General features: G+C 65.6%; 12 protein-coding genes. 2 read left to right on the forward strand and 10 right to left on the reverse strand.

Going from position 1 to position 16,288, the window contains the following annotated elements; all coding sequences use genetic code 11:
• The first annotated feature begins 266 nt into the window (after positions 1-266).
• The gene (locus AC1ROT_RS04175) at positions 267-1,217 is read left to right on the forward strand and encodes an AraC-like ligand-binding domain-containing protein (RefSeq protein WP_492969892.1); all 951 of its coding nucleotides are present in this window, start codon (positions 267-269) and stop codon (positions 1,215-1,217) included.
• Between the two features lies 1 nt (position 1,218).
• On the opposite strand, the gene ggt is transcribed toward AC1ROT_RS04175, so the two are convergent.
• The 6 genes from ggt to mtgA all read right to left on the reverse strand — a co-directional run bounded on the left by ggt (position 1,219) and on the right by mtgA (position 9,401).
• Positions 1,219-2,976: a gamma-glutamyltransferase gene (gene ggt, locus AC1ROT_RS04180; RefSeq protein WP_492997345.1), complete on the reverse strand. Its 1,758-nt coding sequence runs from the start codon at positions 2,974-2,976 to the stop codon at positions 1,219-1,221.
• A 2-nt stretch (positions 2,977-2,978) separates the two neighbouring features.
• The gene (locus AC1ROT_RS04185; RefSeq protein WP_492997347.1) at positions 2,979-4,700 is read right to left on the reverse strand and encodes a sensor domain-containing diguanylate cyclase; all 1,722 of its coding nucleotides are present in this window, start codon (positions 4,698-4,700) and stop codon (positions 2,979-2,981) included.
• A gap of 105 nt (positions 4,701-4,805) precedes the next feature.
• Positions 4,806-6,323, reverse strand: coding sequence for a malonate--CoA ligase (locus tag AC1ROT_RS04190; protein WP_492969889.1), 1,518 nt, complete (start codon positions 6,321-6,323; stop codon positions 4,806-4,808).
• A 113-nt stretch (positions 6,324-6,436) separates the two neighbouring features.
• Complete coding sequence (locus AC1ROT_RS04195; protein ID WP_492969888.1) at positions 6,437-7,147, reverse strand: response regulator transcription factor; 711 nt, start codon at positions 7,145-7,147, stop codon at positions 6,437-6,439.
• Positions 7,144-8,673, reverse strand: a complete 1,530-nt coding sequence (locus AC1ROT_RS04200; RefSeq protein ID WP_492969887.1) for an ATP-binding protein — start codon at positions 8,671-8,673, stop codon at positions 7,144-7,146. Before AC1ROT_RS04200 ends, AC1ROT_RS04195 begins: the two co-directional genes overlap by 4 nt.
• 53 nt (positions 8,674-8,726) lie before the next feature.
• Entirely contained in the window at positions 8,727-9,401 is a 675-nt protein-coding gene (gene mtgA / locus AC1ROT_RS04205; RefSeq protein WP_492997349.1) for a monofunctional biosynthetic peptidoglycan transglycosylase, read from the reverse strand.
• A 115-nt stretch (positions 9,402-9,516) separates the two neighbouring features.
• Here mtgA and AC1ROT_RS04210 point away from each other — a divergent pair, with 115 nt between their 5' ends.
• On the forward strand, positions 9,517-13,341 hold the full coding sequence (locus AC1ROT_RS04210) for a hybrid sensor histidine kinase/response regulator (RefSeq protein WP_492969885.1): 3,825 nt from the start codon (positions 9,517-9,519) through the stop codon (positions 13,339-13,341).
• A 13-nt stretch (positions 13,342-13,354) separates the two neighbouring features.
• Here AC1ROT_RS04210 and AC1ROT_RS04215 read toward each other — a convergent pair whose 3' ends face one another.
• The 4 genes from AC1ROT_RS04215 to AC1ROT_RS04230 form a co-directional block, all read right to left on the reverse strand.
• The gene (locus AC1ROT_RS04215; protein ID WP_492997350.1) at positions 13,355-14,014 is read right to left on the reverse strand and encodes a response regulator; all 660 of its coding nucleotides are present in this window, start codon (positions 14,012-14,014) and stop codon (positions 13,355-13,357) included.
• Positions 14,015-14,075: 61 nt separating this feature from the next.
• Positions 14,076-14,486, reverse strand: coding sequence for a hypothetical protein (locus AC1ROT_RS04220; protein WP_492997351.1), 411 nt, complete (start codon positions 14,484-14,486; stop codon positions 14,076-14,078).
• Positions 14,487-14,490: 4 nt separating this feature from the next.
• Positions 14,491-15,720 carry an MFS transporter gene (locus AC1ROT_RS04225; RefSeq protein WP_492997353.1) on the reverse strand — a complete coding sequence of 410 codons (1,230 nt, stop codon included), beginning with the start codon at positions 15,718-15,720 and terminating at the stop codon, positions 14,491-14,493.
• Positions 15,721-16,063: 343 nt separating this feature from the next.
• On the reverse strand, positions 16,064-16,261 hold the full coding sequence (locus tag AC1ROT_RS04230) for a YqaE/Pmp3 family membrane protein (protein ID WP_492997355.1): 198 nt from the start codon (positions 16,259-16,261) through the stop codon (positions 16,064-16,066).
• Positions 16,262-16,288 lie beyond the last annotated feature (27 nt).

Raw genomic sequence — 16,288 nt, forward strand, 5'->3', positions numbered from 1 at the left:
CCATGCTGAACACCAGCATGCCGACCGTGCCGCGAGACTACGCGCGGCCCCGGCGCATATCTTGCCTGAGAAGGAACCTGATTTTATCCCAGAGTGAACCGCTTCTGGCGCTCCACGCTCCGTGCTGCGATGCAGCAAACCGCCGATCGCTCAAGTGAATCAACGGATCATGCGATTATTGCGATCCGCGTGCTTTCCGTCTTAACGCCGCACGGCCTTCAGGGTTAAACTGGCAGAAAGTTGGAAGTCCAACGAAGGGGAGGACAGTGAGCGCCATCGCGGTGGTTTCCACATCGCAGGTCGCGCCGGCCGACAGGCTGGCGCTGTGGGGCGATTTCGTCGGGCGGCATATCGGCCACCTGCAATCCGATACTTTTGGCGATCAGACGTTCGACGGGCGACTGGAACTCGGCGATATCGGCGGCATGAAGCTGTGCCGCATCGTCGCCGGCCGCCATCGCGTGGTCCGTACGCCGAACCTGATCCGCCATGATGACCGCGGCTACGTAAAGATTGTCGCCCAGATCGAAGGCGCCGGCCGCTTTGAGCAGAATGGCCGCAAGCTGGTGCTGACGCCCGGCGAGTGGAGCATGTATGACACGACCAAGACCTATATCGTGTCGAACCCCGAACCGATCAACCAGCTGGCCCTGCTGCTGCCACGGGACCGCCTGACCCGCGTGGGCGTCAATCTTGATGAGATGTCGGTTCAGCGCTTTTCCGGCCGCAGCGGCGTCAGCCGCCTGGTCTTCGACCTGCTGTCCTCGGCCTTTGCCGAACTGCCCACCCTCACCGGACCGAATAACGGCTGGGAATTCGCCGACACGATGTCGAACCTCGTGCGGCTCACCATGCTGGACCGGCAAGGCCGGCCCACTGAAGAAGCGCTGCAGGAAACCACCCGCGACCGGGTGAAAGCCTTTGTCGCCGCCAACCTGCAGGACCCGATGCTGTCGATCGAACGCATCGCCGAGGCCGTGGGCTGCAGCAAGCGCAACCTGCACAAGCTCTTTGCCCGCGAAGACGAAACCCTGAACAGCTATATCTGGAACAGCCGGCTGGAACGCGTGCGCCAGGACCTGTCCAACGGCGCGCTGCGGCATCGCTCGATCACCGACATTGCCTTTGCCTGGGGCTTCAATTCGTCCACGCATTTCAGCCGCAGCTTCCGCGACCGCTTCGGCGTGGCGCCGCGCGCCTACCGGACGATGATCTGATCTAACGACCGACTGCGATTCCTTCGCGGCGCGGGTCGGCGCCACCGATCAGGCCATCGGGCCGCACTTCGATTCCCTGCAGGCCACTGTTCAACTCGCCCAGCGTCACCTTGTGGCCCCGTTGGCGCATGGCATCGGCAAGGCCGGCTGCCGCCGTATCCTTTTCCAGTTCCAGGCCGACATTACGGTCCAGGTAATGCGGCAGGCTGATCGCCTGCTGGATATCCAGATTCCAGTCCAGCACACCGATCACGGTTTGCGCGACATAGCCGAGGATGCGGCTGCCACCCGGCGAGCCGACCACCAGTCGCAGCGAACCATCAGCATTGAACACGATGGTTGGCGCCATCGAACTGCGCGGTCGCTTGCCCGGCTCGATGCGGTTGGCGACCGGGCGGCCATTCTCTTCCGCATCAGCGGAGAAATCGGTCAGCTGATTGTTGAGGATGAAACCACGCACCATCTGGCGTGAACCGAAGACATTCTCGATCGTCACCGTCATCGCCACAGCATTGCGCTGGGCATCCACTGTAGAGACATGGGTTGTGGACGGCAGTTCGATGGCATTGTCACGACCGAACAGCAGGCCATGGCGTGTCGGCGGATTGCCCGCTGCGGCAGGATCGACACTGCCCCGCTGCGGATCCAGCAGCCGGGCACGGCCGGCAATGTAGCCGCGCTCGGTCATCCCGCTGAGTGGCATCTGCACGAAATCCGGGTCGCCCACATAGAGGTCGCGGTCGGCATAGGCGAGCCGTTCGGCCTGCGCCACCAGATGCACGGCGTCGGGTGACAGCGGCGCCAGCTGCGACAGGTCGAAATGCCCAAGGATGCCCAGCGCCTGCAGCATGTTCACACTGGAGGATGGCGGCGGCATGGTGCAGACCCGGTAGACCCGATAGGGCGCGCAGACCGGGTCGCGCTCCTTGGCGCGGTAGCCGGACAGATCCTCCAGTGTCATGCCGCCGGGATTGCCCGGAGCCGTCCGTACGGCCGCCACAATATCGGCGGCGATTTCGCCGGTATAAAAAGCCTGCGCGCCCTCGCGAGCGATGCGTCGAAAGGTCTCGGCCAGCGGCGGGTTGACCAGCAGGCTGCCGACCGGCTTCGGATTGCCGTCCGGCCGATAGAACAGGTCGCGCGCCTGGGGAGAGTTCTGGAAACTGGTATTCTGCCGCAGCAGCTCGTAGAGCCTTGGCGAAACCGGAAAACCGGCTTCCGCCAGCGCGATGGCCGGCTGGAACAGATCGGCCCAGGGCAGCTTTCCGTATTCGCCGTGCACCTGCTCAAACAGCCGCAGCATGCCCGGCACGCCTACCGAGGCGCCGCCAACCACGGCATCCATAAAGCGTTTGCGATCGCCGGCCGCATCGTAAAACAGCCGCCGGTCGACTCCTGCCGGCGCCGTCTCGCGGCCATCGAAGCTGCGCAGTTTTTTCTGCGCAGCATCCCAGATCACCATGAAACCGCCGCCGCCGATGCCCGCCGATTGCGGCTCGACCAGATTGAGCACCAGCGCCGTGGCAATCGCGGCGTCGACCGCCGAGCCGCCCCTGGCCAGGATAGCCGCACCCGCTTCGGCAGCATGAGGATTGGCAGCGGCCGTCATATACTGGCTGGCACGCACCGCCGGCTTTTCCGTGCGGCCGGTGGCGGCTTCGGGTGCGATGGAATCGAAACTGCGGGGGACTGGTTGTGCTACGGCGGCAGAGACCATCGCCAGCAGGCCAAGGGTCAGGACCGGGATCAGACGAGCCATGCTCAATCGCCCGTCGCCGCTATCGGCCCCGGCATCGACAGGCGGATACGGTTGCGACCGGCAAGCTTGGCTGCATAGAGCGCAGTATCGGCACGGTCAATGGCATCCTGCACATCACGATCCCCGTCGATCAGCATGGTGCACCCCAGACTGATGGTCACAGGGATATTACGCATGCCATCAAGTGGCACAGGATTATTCTGAATCATGCCGCGCACGCGCTCGGCATACGCCATAGCCGCCGCCGCATCGCTTTCCATCAGCAGGACGACGAATTCCTCGCCGCCAAAGCGTGCGACCAGATCGGTATCGCGCGCCGCGGCCTGCAACCGGGAAGCCACATCGCGGATGGCGGTATCGCCGGCAGCATGGCCATGCGTATCGTTGACTTTCTTGAAATGGTCGATGTCGGCCACGACGATGGCGAGGTTGCGCCCGTAACGGCGGACGAAGGCCACCTGGCGCTCGGCAGCCGACAGGAAGGCGCGGCGATTCAGCAGGCCGGTCAGCGGGTCGGTCTCGGCCAGCAGGCGCAGGCGCTCGATATCGAGCGACAGCTCGCGCGTCTCGGCCGCATGGCTTTCGGCATCGCGTTCGGCCGCTGCACGCTGCTGCTCGGCCTGCCCCACGCGGCGCAGCAGCGAACGTAGCGCCTGCGACAGATGCACCACTTCAAGCGCCCCGCCGACGCGCGGCAGGGTATGGACGCCTGCATCGCGGCCGATCCTGTCGGCCTCCCGGGTGATTTCATGAATCGGCCGGGTCAGACGGCCAGCCATCCACCAGGCGAAGAACAGGCCGATAATGCTCAGGACGATGCCCGTAACAAGGATCGAGCTCACCAGGCTGCGAACAGGAGCATTGGCCACATCGGTCGGCAGTCGCGCCACCACCAGCCAGCCAAGGCCGGGATAATCGCGATACCCACGACCAACAGCGTAGCCGGTCAGCCATTGATCGGCATCCGAACCATAGGCCAGCCCCGAGCCCGATGGCGTGGTGCGGATCATGGCAAGCTGCTCGGGGGTCAGCGTCATTGTATTGAGCTGCCGGCCAAGCAGAACCTTGCCTTTTTCATCCAGGATGCTGACATCGGCCGCGGCAAATTGACTTTCCGCCGTCAGCAGCGAGCGGCGCACATCCGTTGCCCAGTCCCAGCTTAAATGCGCGCCCAGCACGCCGATGACGTCACCGGTGGCGTTGCGCACCGGATAGGCGACATCGACAAAGCGGAAGGGTTCGGCATCGGTGCGCGGGCCCAGCAGCTTCGCCAGCAGCAACGCTTCATGCACATCGCCGACGAAAGGCTTGACGAGACCACTGGTGAACCAGGGGCGCTGGGCCACGGATTGCCCGACCAGCATATCCTTGGTGGCCGCCACCACGGTGCCATCCGTGCGGGCGAAGCCGATCCAGGCATAATCGGGAAAACTCTGCTGCAGGCGGTCAAGGATGTTCTGCAGGGCAGCGGGATCGTTCTCCCAGACATTTCGCAGAACATCGAGATCGGCGATGGTGCCGATCTCGCGATACCGCTCGGCCATGCCGAGATCGAGCCGTCCGGCCAGCACCACCGCCAGTTCGGTGAGTTCGCTGCGCACCATGGTGGAAACCAGGCCGCGACCAAGCCAGGCCGCACTGATCGTCGCGCCCAGCACAAGCAGCAGGGCAAGCGTTGCCGTCGCCAGCGCGACCTGCGCCCGGATCGTTATACCGTCAAGCAATTTCCGAAACTGCACGGCGACAGGCCCGCTTTCCGGCGGCCAACCGCCACCGGAACTGATTTTCGTCCGGTTTGCGCCCTAAATCAACGCAGAACGCATACCAGTTTAGGCACCGTAGAGACCCTTATACTGGTCGCGCAGCAGGTTCTTCTGCACCTTGCCCATGGTGTTGCGCGGCAGGTCGTCGACGAAAAACACGCGCTTGGGCAGCTTGAACTTGGCCAGCCGGCCATCCAGTGCCTTCAGCACGCCGGCTTCGTCCAGCTTGTGGCCTTTTTCTGCCACGATCACCGCTGTGACGCCTTCGCCGAAATCGGGATGCTGCAAGCCGATCACGGCCGATTCGATCACGCCCGGCATGGCATCCAGTTCGGTTTCGACTTCCTTCGGATAAACATTGTAGCCGCCGGAAATGATCAGGTCCTTGCCGCGGCCGACGATATGCACATAACCGCGCGCGTCGATCTTGCCAAGATCGCCGGTGATGAAGAAGCCGTCGGCCTTGAACTCGGCCGCGGTCTTTTCCGGCATGCGCCAGTAGCCCTGGAACACATTCGGACCCTTCACCTCGATCATGCCGATCTCGTCGCGGCCGAGCAGCTTGCCAGTTTCCGGATCGGCGATGCGCGCCTCCACGCCGGGCAGCGGGAAACCCACCGTGCCGGCGATGCGTTCGCCATCGTAGGGGTTGGAGGTGTTCATGTTGGTCTCGGTCATGCCGTAGCGCTCGAGGATGCGGTGGCCGGTGCGGGCCTCCCATTCGCGATGCGTATCGGCCAACAGCGGCGCCGAGCCCGAGACGAACAGGCGGATATGCCGAACCAGATCTTTCGTCAGCGCCGGGCTCTGCAGCAGGCGCACATAGAAGGTCGGCACCCCCATCATGCTGGTGGCGCGCGGCAGCTGGCGGATCACCTCGTCACCATCGAACTTCGACAGGAAGATCATCGAGGCGCCGGACAGCAGGATCACATTGCTGGCGACAAAAAGTCCGTGCGTATGGAAGATCGGCAGAGCATGCAGCAGCACATCCTTCGCCGTGAAGCGCCAGTAGTCCACCAGCGTCGCGGCATTGGAGAACAGGTTGCGATGGCTGAGCATCGCGCCTTTCGAACGGCCGGTGGTGCCCGAGGTGTAGAGGATGGCCGCCAGGTCGTCGGCCTTGCGCGGCACCGGCGTGAAGTCGGCCGACGCGGCATTGGCCTTGTCCATCAGGCTGCCGTCGCCCTTGCCGCCCAGGGTCAGGCAATGGGCGACCCCGAGCCTCGAGGCCAGCGGTGCCAGTTCCTTTTCGGCGGACGGACGACAGACGACGATGCGCGGCTCGGCATCGCCGATGAAGTATTCCAGCTCGGTCAGCGTGTAGCCGACATTGAGCGGCAGATAGACGCCACCGGCCGCCACCACGCCCAGATACAGGATCAGCGCTTCGGCCGACTTGTCGACCTGCACGGCCACGCGGTCGCCCGGCTGCAGACCCAGCGCGGTCAGCGTGTTGGCGATCCTTGCGGCCAGCGCAAAGGTATCGGCATAGCTGAAGATCCGGCCCTCGCCGGTTTCCATGAAGGTCTTGGCCGGGTCGGTCACCCGGGCACGAATCAGGCTGTACAGATTCTCGGACATGGTTTTTTTGCGCGTTTCCTGTGGGACGATTATCCGTACTAAATCGCCCTCACCCCGGTCCGCGCAAGCCCCGGCCGGCCGCTGCCAGGCTGTTCAATACGTTTTAATCCGGGTCAGGAAACCGCCGTCTCCAGTTGATCGGGGGCCAGCAGCCGGTAACCGACACCCAGCTCGGTCTGGATGTAGGTTGGATGGGCCGGATCGCGCTCGATACGCTGGCGCAGCTTGCGCATGAAAATGCGAAGATAGTGCACATCCTCGGCATGCTCGTCGCCCCAGACCTCGCGCAGCAGCTGCTCATGCGTGACCACCTTGCCGGGATGGCGGGCCAGATGCTGCAGCAGGCCATACTGCTTCGGCGTCAGCTTGACCTCGGCGCCCTCTACCACCACGCGGCGACGCGCCAGATCGACGGCCAGGCCGCCGACCTCCAGAACCGGCTCGTCGGCCGTGGCCGGGGCACGGCGCAACACGGCATTCAGGCGAGCGAGGAATTCGGCGATGCTGAACGGCTTGGTCAGGTAGTCGTCGGCACCGCATTCGAAGGCGCGCACCTTGTCCATCTCCCGGTTGCGCACGGTCAGCACAATGACCGGCAGCCAGCTCCATTCGCGCAGGCGACGCAGCACGTCCAGACCGTCCTGGTCGCCCAGTTGCATGTCCAGCACCACCAGGCTGACATCCGTCTTGGCCAGCAGTTCCAGCGCCTCGGCGCCGCTGGCGGCCTCGATCACATCGAAATCATGCAGCGCCAGCGCCGTGCGCAAAAAACGCCGGATCTGGGTTTCGTCATCGACAATAAGAATTCTGCGCGGATCCGTCATGCGGCTTCCCCTTCATCGGCAAGCGTCAGAGTTTTTGCAGGCGGCATGCCAATATGGAAGATGGCGCCTTCATCGGCGCCCCGGCTTTCCGCCCAGATTTCGCAGCCCGCCGCTTCCACGAAAGCGCGGCTGACCATCAGCCCCAGTCCGTTGCCGGCAACATGGCCCGATGCGGCATCGGTGCGATAGAACGGCGCGAAAACGCGCTCGATCTCGTGATGCTGCAGGCCGATGCCGGCATCCTGCACGCTCAGCACCACCCGGTCACCCTGCAGGGCGCCGCGCACATGGATCGGCGAGCCGGGTCGGGAATATTTCGCCGCATTCTCGAGGATATTCACCAGCGCCTGCTCGATCAGGACAGGATCGGTCTCGACCATCGGCAATTCCAGCAGGCCGCTGGACTCGACGCTGTGCCGCACCAGGGCTTTCTGCGCCTGGCGGAGCGCCGCATTGGCGATGTCGGCAACATCCACCGCCTCTACATGCGGGGTCAGCCGACCGGCCCGGATACGGGTGAGGTCGAGCATGCGGCGAATATAACGCTCCAGGCGTTCGGCCTCCTCGCGAATGGTGGATTGCAGTTCGGCGCGGGTGGCGTCGTCGCAGAGCGGGCCGAATTTCTCCAGTGTCGTCACCGAGCCGAGGATGGAAGCCAGCGGCGTGTGCAGATCGTGGCTGATCGAGCCCAGAACGGCTTCGCGCAGGTCTTCCGCTTTCGCCAGCACCCGGGTTTCTTCCACCGACAGGGCCAGCCGCATGCGCGCCAGCGCCGAACCGGCCTGCTCCATCATCGCCGCAATCGTCAGGGGATCCAGATTGGTTGTCGGCGCCGCGGCCAGCCGCACCAGACCCAGCGGCACGCCGCCGCTGCGCAGGGTGTAATGCAGATCGTCATCCTCGGCGCCGGAATGAACCCGTCGCCAGATTTCCTGCACCCCGGCATCCGGGCTGGTATCGCCAAAGGCGCCTGCTTCGGCGATCCGCACCAGTCCACCCTGCTGTTCGGCATAGAGTGACAGCGCACTGCCGATGCCGGTGCTCAGTTCCTCCGCCAGAACACGCGGCGTCTCGGTCGGGTCGACGACGGCGCCGATGCGGCGATTGAAGGCGAGCAGGTATTTGATGGTTGCCTCCCGCTCACGCGAGGCGCTGGCGGCACGGCGGGCGAAATCAGCCAGTTGGCTTGAAACCACGGCGACGCCGGCAAACACAGCGAGGTCGGCATATTCCTGCGGGTCGGTGACGGGAATGGTGAAGGGTTCATAGAACAGGTAGGAGCTGGCGATCAGGGCGGCCAGAGCCGCGACCAGGGACGGAACAATGCCGCCGAAAATGGCGGCTGCCAGGATGGCCGGCACAAACAGGATCGATGCCGAGAAGCTGATGGCCTGATGCAGCAGATAGGCGACCAGAGCCGTCAGCATGACCAGCGCCATGGCCAGCACCGACTGCAGCGCAAGCCGACCCGCCCGCGTCCTGGCGGGGGCTTCGGCAGCGGTCAGGGCAGCCAGAGGGAAAACCATGGCTGATTATCCCACAGGGCGCTGGCCGGTACAGGCCCCAGATCGGGCCTGCGTCAATTGATGCAGGCCAGCTGGGCCGGGCCAAGCTGTGCCATGCGCGCCTGCAGGATGCCGGTCCGGCGCTGGACATAGGCACCGGGCGATGCGGCATTCCAGCGGTTCGGACTGGGCAGGATGGCGGCCAGCCGGGCCGCCTGCTGGTCGCTCAGCCGGGCCGGAGTCTGGCCGAAATGGGCCTCCGCCGCGACTCCGACCCCGAACAGCCCCGGTCCCATTTCGGCAATATTGAGGTAAACCTCGATGATCCGCCGCTTCGGCCAGAATGCGTCCAGCGCCAGAGCCAATGGCGCCTCCAGAGCCTTGCGGACAAAGCCGCCACCGGGCCAGAGGAACAGGTTGCGGGCCACCTGCATCGGGATGGTGCTGGCACCGCGCAGCCGGCCGGTCTCCTCGTAATCCTCCAGGGCATCCTGCACGGCGCCCAGATCGATGCCGTTATGCAGGCAGAAGCGGCTGTCCTCGGCACCGATCACCGCCCGGGCCAGCGCCGGCGCCACGGCCGACAGCGGCACCGGGCGGTAGCGGACCCATGCCCCGCGCTCGGCGCTGCGGATCAGCATCAGCGGCGTGACCGGCGGGTCGACGAACCGATAGAGCAGCAGGCCGCCACCCCAGAACACGGCCAGGGCCAGCAGCAGGAATAACAGCAGGCGGATCAGGACTCTCATGGGGCAAGCAGACCGTGGGATTTGGGGCGATGACAACCCCTGGGCGGGATATTCAATCGGGTGGACAGTCAGCCCGGCGCGGGCTTAACTGGCCGGAACGGGGAGAAAACGTTTCATGCTGCAAGGCAGTGCCATCCTGCTGCTGTCGCTGGGCTATCTGGGGCTGCTGTTCGCCATTGCCCATCTTGGCGACAGACTCGGCCCGCGCTGGTATGCCGGCCGCAGCGGAGCCACCATTTACGCCCTGTCCCTGGCGATCTACTGCACCTCCTGGACCTTCTACGGCTCGGTCGGTCGCGCCGCCCTGTCCGGCCCCGATTTCATCCTGATCTATGTCGGCCCGATCCTGGCCATCACGTTGGCCTATCCGGCGATGTCCAAGATGATCGGCATCGCCAAGAAGCAGAACGTCACCTCGATCGCCGACTTCATCGGCTCGCGCTACGGCAAGAGCCGCGCCGTCGCCGTGCTGGTCACGCTGATCGCGGTGATCGGCGTGCTGCCCTATATCTCGCTGCAGATGCAGGCGGTCAGCGTCACCTTCGAAGTGCTGGTCGGCAGCGACATGGCGCAGCTGCTCAATGCCAGCCTGCCGCCGCCCTGGCGCGATACCGCCATGTTCGTCGCCGGCATCATGGGACTCTTCACGATTCTCTTCGGCGTGCGCCACGTGCAGGCGACCGAACAGCATCGCGGCATGATGCTGGCGATTGCCTTCGAATCCCTGGTCAAGCTCGCCGCCTTCCTCGCCGTCGGCCTGTTCGTCATCTACGGCCTGTTCGATGGCGGCAGCGACCTGCTCGCGCGCGTAAAAGACGCCCCCGGTCTGGCCGACCGCTTGGGCAGCGGCCTGGGCAGCAACTGGATCGTGATGACCATCCTGTCGGGCTTCGCTTTCCTCTGCCTGCCGCGCCAGTTCCATGTCGCCGTGGTGGAAAACGGGCACCCGAACCAACTGAAAGCGGCGCGCTGGCTCTTCCCGCTGTACCTCGTCATCATCAACCTGTTCGTGGTGCCGATTGCCGCCGCCGGCCTGCTGCTGACACAGACCGGCACCAACCCCGACTTCTTCGTGCTGACCCTGCCGATGATGGCCGACCAGCTGGCGCTGTCGGTTTTCGTCTTCATCGGCGGCCTGTCGGCGGCAACCTCGATGGTGATTGTCGCCTGCATGGCGCTGTCGATCATGGTCTCGAACGAACTGGTCACGCCTTTCCTGCTGCGCTCGCGCGCCGGCGGTTCGCGCGAGGTCGGCCAGATCGTGCTGAACGTGCGCCGCACCGCCGTGATCCTGATCCTGATCGCGGCCTACATCTACCACACCTGGATCGCCGGCTATCTGCCGCTCGCCTCCATCGGCATGATCTCCTTCTGCGCGGTGGGCAATTTCGCGCCGCCGCTGCTGCTGGGCCTGTACTGGCGGCGCGCCCATCGCTACGGCGTCATCGGCGGCCTGCTCGCCGGCTTCGCTGTCTGGATCTATGCCCTGCTGCTGCCTTCCATCGAGGGCGCGGCGACCGGCCGCCCGGTGGTGGCGCCGCTCACGGCCCTGCTGCCGGCACCGTTCAACGGCTTCGATTTCATCCTGCAGGGCTTCGTCGTCGGCGTCATCGCCAACACCCTGCTGCTGGTCGGCATTTCGTTGCTGTCGCGGCCCAACCGTCACGACCAGGAACAGGCCGATATCTTTGTGTCCGGCGGCGAAGGCCTCCCCGCGCCCGCCATGGCGGAAGATGGTCAGGATCCACGGATCGACGAACTGCGAGCCCTGGCCTCGCGCTTCATCGGCGCCGAACGTGCCGAACGCGCCTTCGCCGGCCGCCGCATGAATCCGGCCGAAGCCATGGCCTTCACCGAACATTTGCTGGGCGGCGCCATCGGTGCCGCCTCGGCCCGCATCGTGATGGCCTCGGCACGCGGCAAGAACCTGCTCAGTCCGCGCGCCGCCCGCGCCATGCTGGGCGAGGCATCGGAGGCGATCCGCCATAACCTTGACCTGCTGCGTACCACGCTCGACCATATCAGCCAGGGCATCGGCGTGTTCGACCGCGCGCAGAAACTGGCCGCCTGGAACGACCGCTTCTTCGATCTGCTGGGCCTGCCCGCCAATCTGGCCGAGAATGGAGTGCCGCTGCCCACGCTGGTGGGTGATGGCGCATCGGACCTCGCCGCCATGCTGGCCTCCGGCGCCAGCGGATCCCGCATCCTCGAACGTCGCCGGCCCGATGGCAAGGTGATCGAAATCCGCGTCGATCCGATGCCCGATGGCGGCTTCGTCGCCACCTGCACCGATGTCAGCGAACGCGTGCGTGCAGCAGAAGCTTTGCGCGATTCCGAACGCGCCATCCGCATCTACACCGACAACGTGCCGGTGCTGATCGCCTATGTGGATCGCGAGGAGCGCTACCGGTTCACCAACATGCCGTTCCGCCGCGCCCTCAATCTGCCGCAGCAGCATATCGACGGCCGCACGGTGCGTGAGATGCTGTCGTCCGAACGTTACGAGCGCCTGAAGCCGCATATCGAGGCGGCCTTCAAGGGTCAGCGCCAGAGCTTCGAGACCGAATTCCCCACCAACGATGCCAAGATCGAAATCGCCCAGGGTACCTACATTCCGCATATCGACGAGCGCGGCAACGTGCTCGGCTTCTTCCTGCTGTACCAGGACATCACCGAGCGCCGCCGCGCCGATGCCGCGCTGCGCGCCGCCTATGAAGGCCTGGAACGCCGGGTCGCCGAGCGTACCGCCGAGTTGCAACTGGCCGTACAGGAGCTGGAAGCCTCGCGTTCCCAGGCCGAGGCCGCCAATCTGGGCAAGACCCGCTTCCTTGCCGCCGCCAGCCATGACCTGCTGCAGCCGCTGCATGCCTCGCGGCTGTTCACCGCTGCCCTGGCCGAGCGCGAGCCGGACAATCCGCTGGTCGGCAAGATCGATCATGGCCTGAGCGCCGTCGAAGCGCTGCTCGATACATTACTCGACATCTCCAAACTGGATGCCGGCGCCGTGCAGCCGGAAATCCGCCCGGTGGCGCTGAACCCGCTGTTCGACTCGATCACCAGCTTCTTCGCGCCCCTGGCGGCGCGGCGTGGCGTGACGCTGAAAGTCGTGCCGACCAGCGCCACGATCAGCACCGATCCCGCATTGCTGCGCCGCGTGCTGCAGAATTTCGTCGCCAATGCCATCCGCTATGCCAGCCCGGAGCGCGCCAACCGCCGCGTGCTGATCGGCTGCCGCCGCCAGGGCCGCCAGATCCGTATCGAGGTCTGCGACAACGGCCTCGGCATTCCGGCCGACAAGCGGCATGTGATCTTCCAGGAATTCGCGCGGCTGGATCATGGCGGCGATGCCGCCGAGCGCGGCCTGGGTCTGGGCCTCGCCATTGTCGAACGTATCGCCCGCATGCTGGACAATCCCATCGGCCTGCATTCCGAACGCGGCCGCGGCTCGATCTTCGGCATCACCGTACCGCGCGCCGCCGTCGAGCCGGCGGAACAGACCCTGCCCGCCGCGCTACCGCCGATCCCCGCCGGTTCGCTGCGCGGCAGCTTCGTGCTCTGCATCGAGAACGAGGCCGGCGTCCGCGAGGCAATGACCACGCTGCTGGAGGGCTGGTCCTGCCAGATCGCCGCTGTCGGCACCATCGCCGCGGCGCGCCAGGCCGTGGCCGCAGCCGGCCGCAGCCCCGATATCATCCTGGCCGATCTGCATCTCGATGAAGACAGCCCCGATGGCCTGGATGCGATCGCGCAGCTGCGCCGCGACTGGGGCCAGCGCCTGCCCGCCATCCTAATCACCGCCGACCGCAGCCAGGAGACGCGCCATCGCGCCGATGACATGGGCGTCGACGTGCTGCACAAGCCGGTGAAGCCGGCCGCCCTGCGCGCCCTGATCAGCCAGCGCCACCGGCCGGCCGGCACGCTGGCGGAAACCGGCGACTGAGCTTTCTGGAAATCTAGAGCGAGAAGTGCCTGGCCGCGATCACGGCCTGGGTGCGGCTGCGCACGCCGAGCTTCTTGAGGATCGCGGTGACATGCGCCTTCACGGTCGCCTCGCCCACAGAGAGTTCATGGGCGATCTGCTTGTTGAGCTTGCCCTTGCTGAGCAGGGTGAGCACGCGCAGCTGCTGTGGCGTCAGTTCGGCGACGCGGCGGGCGAAATCGTCGGGCATGCTGGCGGCCTCGCCGCCTTCCACTTCGGGCGGCAGCCAGACCTCGCCGTCGAGCACCGACTGCAGGGCACTGGCGATGGTTTCGAGCGCGGCAGACTTGGGCACGAAGGCGGCGGCGCCGAATTCGATGGCGCGGCGCATGATGGCGGGTTCGCGGGTGGACGACACGATGGCGACCGGAATGGCCGGATGGCTGGCGCGCACGGCGGCCAGGCCGGCGAAGCCGTCCATGCCCGGCATGTCGAGATCGAGGATCAGCAGGTCGACGCTGTCGCGGCCGGCCAGCGCGGCCCGCGCGCCATCGAGATCGGCGGCGCCGATGACCTCGACGCCGGTCATCGCCTGGCGCAGGGCCTGGCCCAGCGCCTCGCGCACCAGCGGATGGTCGTCGGCGATGATAATTGTCAGCGCCGGTTCTGTGCCGGCCTTGCCTGCTCCCGTCATGGTTACGACGGTAAACCACTGCCGCTGCGGCAGCAAGCCGAGGCGGGCCTCGACCAAAGAGTCAGCCGAAACGGCGCGCGGCCTGCGGTCCGACAGTCGGGCGCGGCGGCGCCATCCCGGTACACCCGGCCAGGGTGAAGATATCGAAGGGCTGGGCGCGGTAGACACCGATGGCCCCCTGGGCCCGGAGCCGCGCCGCGAAGCCGGGATCGTCGGAGACCAGTTCGACGACATTGGGCAGCCAGGTCTCGCGCACCAGCCGGGCCTCGGTGCCGAAGGCGGCGGCGATGCTGCGCTCGCCCGACCAGCCGAACGGATAGACGGCGACGACGCGCCCGGCAGAGTCCGGCGGCAGTTCGGCCCGACGGAGCGTCAGCCCGAAGATCGCCGCCCAGACCAGCAGCACGGCGCCGACAAAGCCGAGTGCCAGCCAGTGCAGGCCCCAGGACAGCACAGGGCGGCCACCCGTCATGGCATCAGGCGGCGGCTGGCGCCACGCGGACCAGCGGGCGTTCGTCAATCGGCCAGTGCACGATGGCCGCGAACACGCCGAGGCCGAGCGAAATCCACCACACGATGTCATAGGAGCCGGTGAGATCGAACAGCCGGCCGCCGAGCCAGACGCCAAGGAAGCCGCCGACCTGGTGGCTGAAGAAGACGATGCCGAACAGTGTGGCCATGTAGCGCGGGCCGAAAATCTGCGCCACCAGGCCTGAGGTGAGCGGCACGGTGGAGAGCCAGAGCAGGCCCATGCAGAAGGCGAAGATCAGCACGCTGACCTGCGTCATCGGCATCATCACAAAGACCGCGATCACCACGGCGCGCGCGGCGTAGATGAAGCTGAGCAGGTATTTCTTGCTGCGCTTGCCGCCCAGCACGCCGGCTGTATACGAGCCGACCACATTGGCGAGGCCGACCAGCGCCAGCGCCCAGGCGCCGGTCTGCGGATCGAGACCGCGATCGACGATATAGGCCGGCAGATGCGTCTGGATGAAGGAGACGTGGAAGCCGCAGACGAAGAAGCCGGAGATCAGCAGCCAGTAGCTTTTCTGGTTGCCGGCCTCTTTCAGCGCCTCGCCCATCGACTGCTTGGGCCCGGTGCCTTCCGGCGCCTTGCCGGCCAGCGCGCTGGACAGCGGGATGATGGCGAGCGCGAAGATGCTGAGCAGCAGCAATGCGAACTGCCAGCCCCAGGCGGCGATGAAGCCCTGGCTGAGCGGCACCATCAAAAACTGCCCCATCGAGCCCGCGGCGGTGCCCAGGCCGAGCGCCCAGGAGCGCCGCTCGGGCGAGACCATGCGCGCGATGGCGGCGAGCGCCACGGTGAAGGACGTGCCGGCAAGGCCCATGCCGAGCAGCACGCCCAGCGTGAGGTTGAGCATCAGCGGCGTGGCGGCGTAAGCGGTGAGCGCGACACCGGCGGCATAGAGAAGCGCGCCGACGGCGAGCACGCGGGCCGAGCCGTAGCGGTCGGCAATGGCGCCGGCAAAGGGCTGGCCGAAGCCCCAGAGCACGGTCTGGATGGCGATGCCGAAGGCGAAGACCTCGCGGCCCCAGCCGTTGGCGATGCTGATCGGCTCGAGGAATAGTCCGAAGCCGGAGCGCACGCCGAAATTCAGCAGCGCGATGGTGCAGCCGGCGATAATGACCAGAAGCGGCGTGCGCCAGCCCAGGGCAGAGACGGCGGCTGCGTGGGGTGCGGACATCGGAAAGTCTCCTGAACGGCGTGCGGTTTGGTCTGTCGCCAGAGCTAAACCCCTGACCGGCAAGGGGCAAGTCCACAATTGCGACCCTACATTCCGGGCGCCGATACGCTGTTAGACCGGCGTAAAGCCGGCTTATTCCATCCTTAGGCGGGCTTATCCCGGCTTATCTGACCGTTATCCGGTGCTTATTTGCGCTTATACGAGGCTTATTCCGGCTTATTTGAGCTTAACTCGCCTTCTGCCTGTCCAGAACCCCAGATCGCTCGCCTCAGGCTAGAACATTATAGCAACATTTGGACCATAAGAAAAGCCGGGATTGGTGACCCAGCCTTTCTGGCTCTGGTTACAGGGTGGACCGTCCCGTCGCCCGCTCGATCTGTTTGGCGGTGCTGTACTGGCTGAGCGCGTAGACCGCCCAGAGCGCCGCCGGGATCCAGCCGATCAGGGTGATCTGCAGGATCAGGCAGATGATGCCGGCAATCGGCCGGCCGATGGTGAAGAACAGCAGGAAGGGCAGGAAGATCGCGATGATCAGGCGCATGCGGATAGCTCTTATCGAATGGTGGGC

The sequence above is a fragment of the Ferrovibrio sp. GW821-FHT12E11 genome (genome assembly GCF_058806975.1).

Bases quoted from the DNA above. Each gene is read 5' to 3' on its own strand.
- ggt (WP_492997345.1), bottom strand. From the start codon at position 2,976: ATGGCTCGTCTGATCCCGGTCCTGACCCTTGGCCTGCTGGCGATGGTC.
- AC1ROT_RS04190 (WP_492969889.1), bottom strand. From the start codon at position 6,323: ATGTCCGAGAATCTGTACAGCCTGATTCGTGCCCGGGTGACCGACCCG.
- AC1ROT_RS04195 (WP_492969888.1), bottom strand. From the start codon at position 7,147: ATGACGGATCCGCGCAGAATTCTTATTGTCGATGACGAAACCCAGATC.
- AC1ROT_RS04200 (WP_492969887.1), bottom strand. From the start codon at position 8,673: ATGGTTTTCCCTCTGGCTGCCCTGACCGCTGCCGAAGCCCCCGCCAGG.
- mtgA (WP_492997349.1), bottom strand. From the start codon at position 9,401: ATGAGAGTCCTGATCCGCCTGCTGTTATTCCTGCTGCTGGCCCTGGCC.
- AC1ROT_RS04210 (WP_492969885.1), top strand. From the start codon at position 9,517: ATGCTGCAAGGCAGTGCCATCCTGCTGCTGTCGCTGGGCTATCTGGGG.
- AC1ROT_RS04215 (WP_492997350.1), bottom strand. From the start codon at position 14,014: ATGACGGGAGCAGGCAAGGCCGGCACAGAACCGGCGCTGACAATTATC.
- AC1ROT_RS04220 (WP_492997351.1), bottom strand. From the start codon at position 14,486: ATGACGGGTGGCCGCCCTGTGCTGTCCTGGGGCCTGCACTGGCTGGCA.
- AC1ROT_RS04225 (WP_492997353.1), bottom strand. From the start codon at position 15,720: ATGTCCGCACCCCACGCAGCCGCCGTCTCTGCCCTGGGCTGGCGCACG.
- AC1ROT_RS04230 (WP_492997355.1), bottom strand. From the start codon at position 16,261: ATGCGCCTGATCATCGCGATCTTCCTGCCCTTCCTGCTGTTCTTCACC.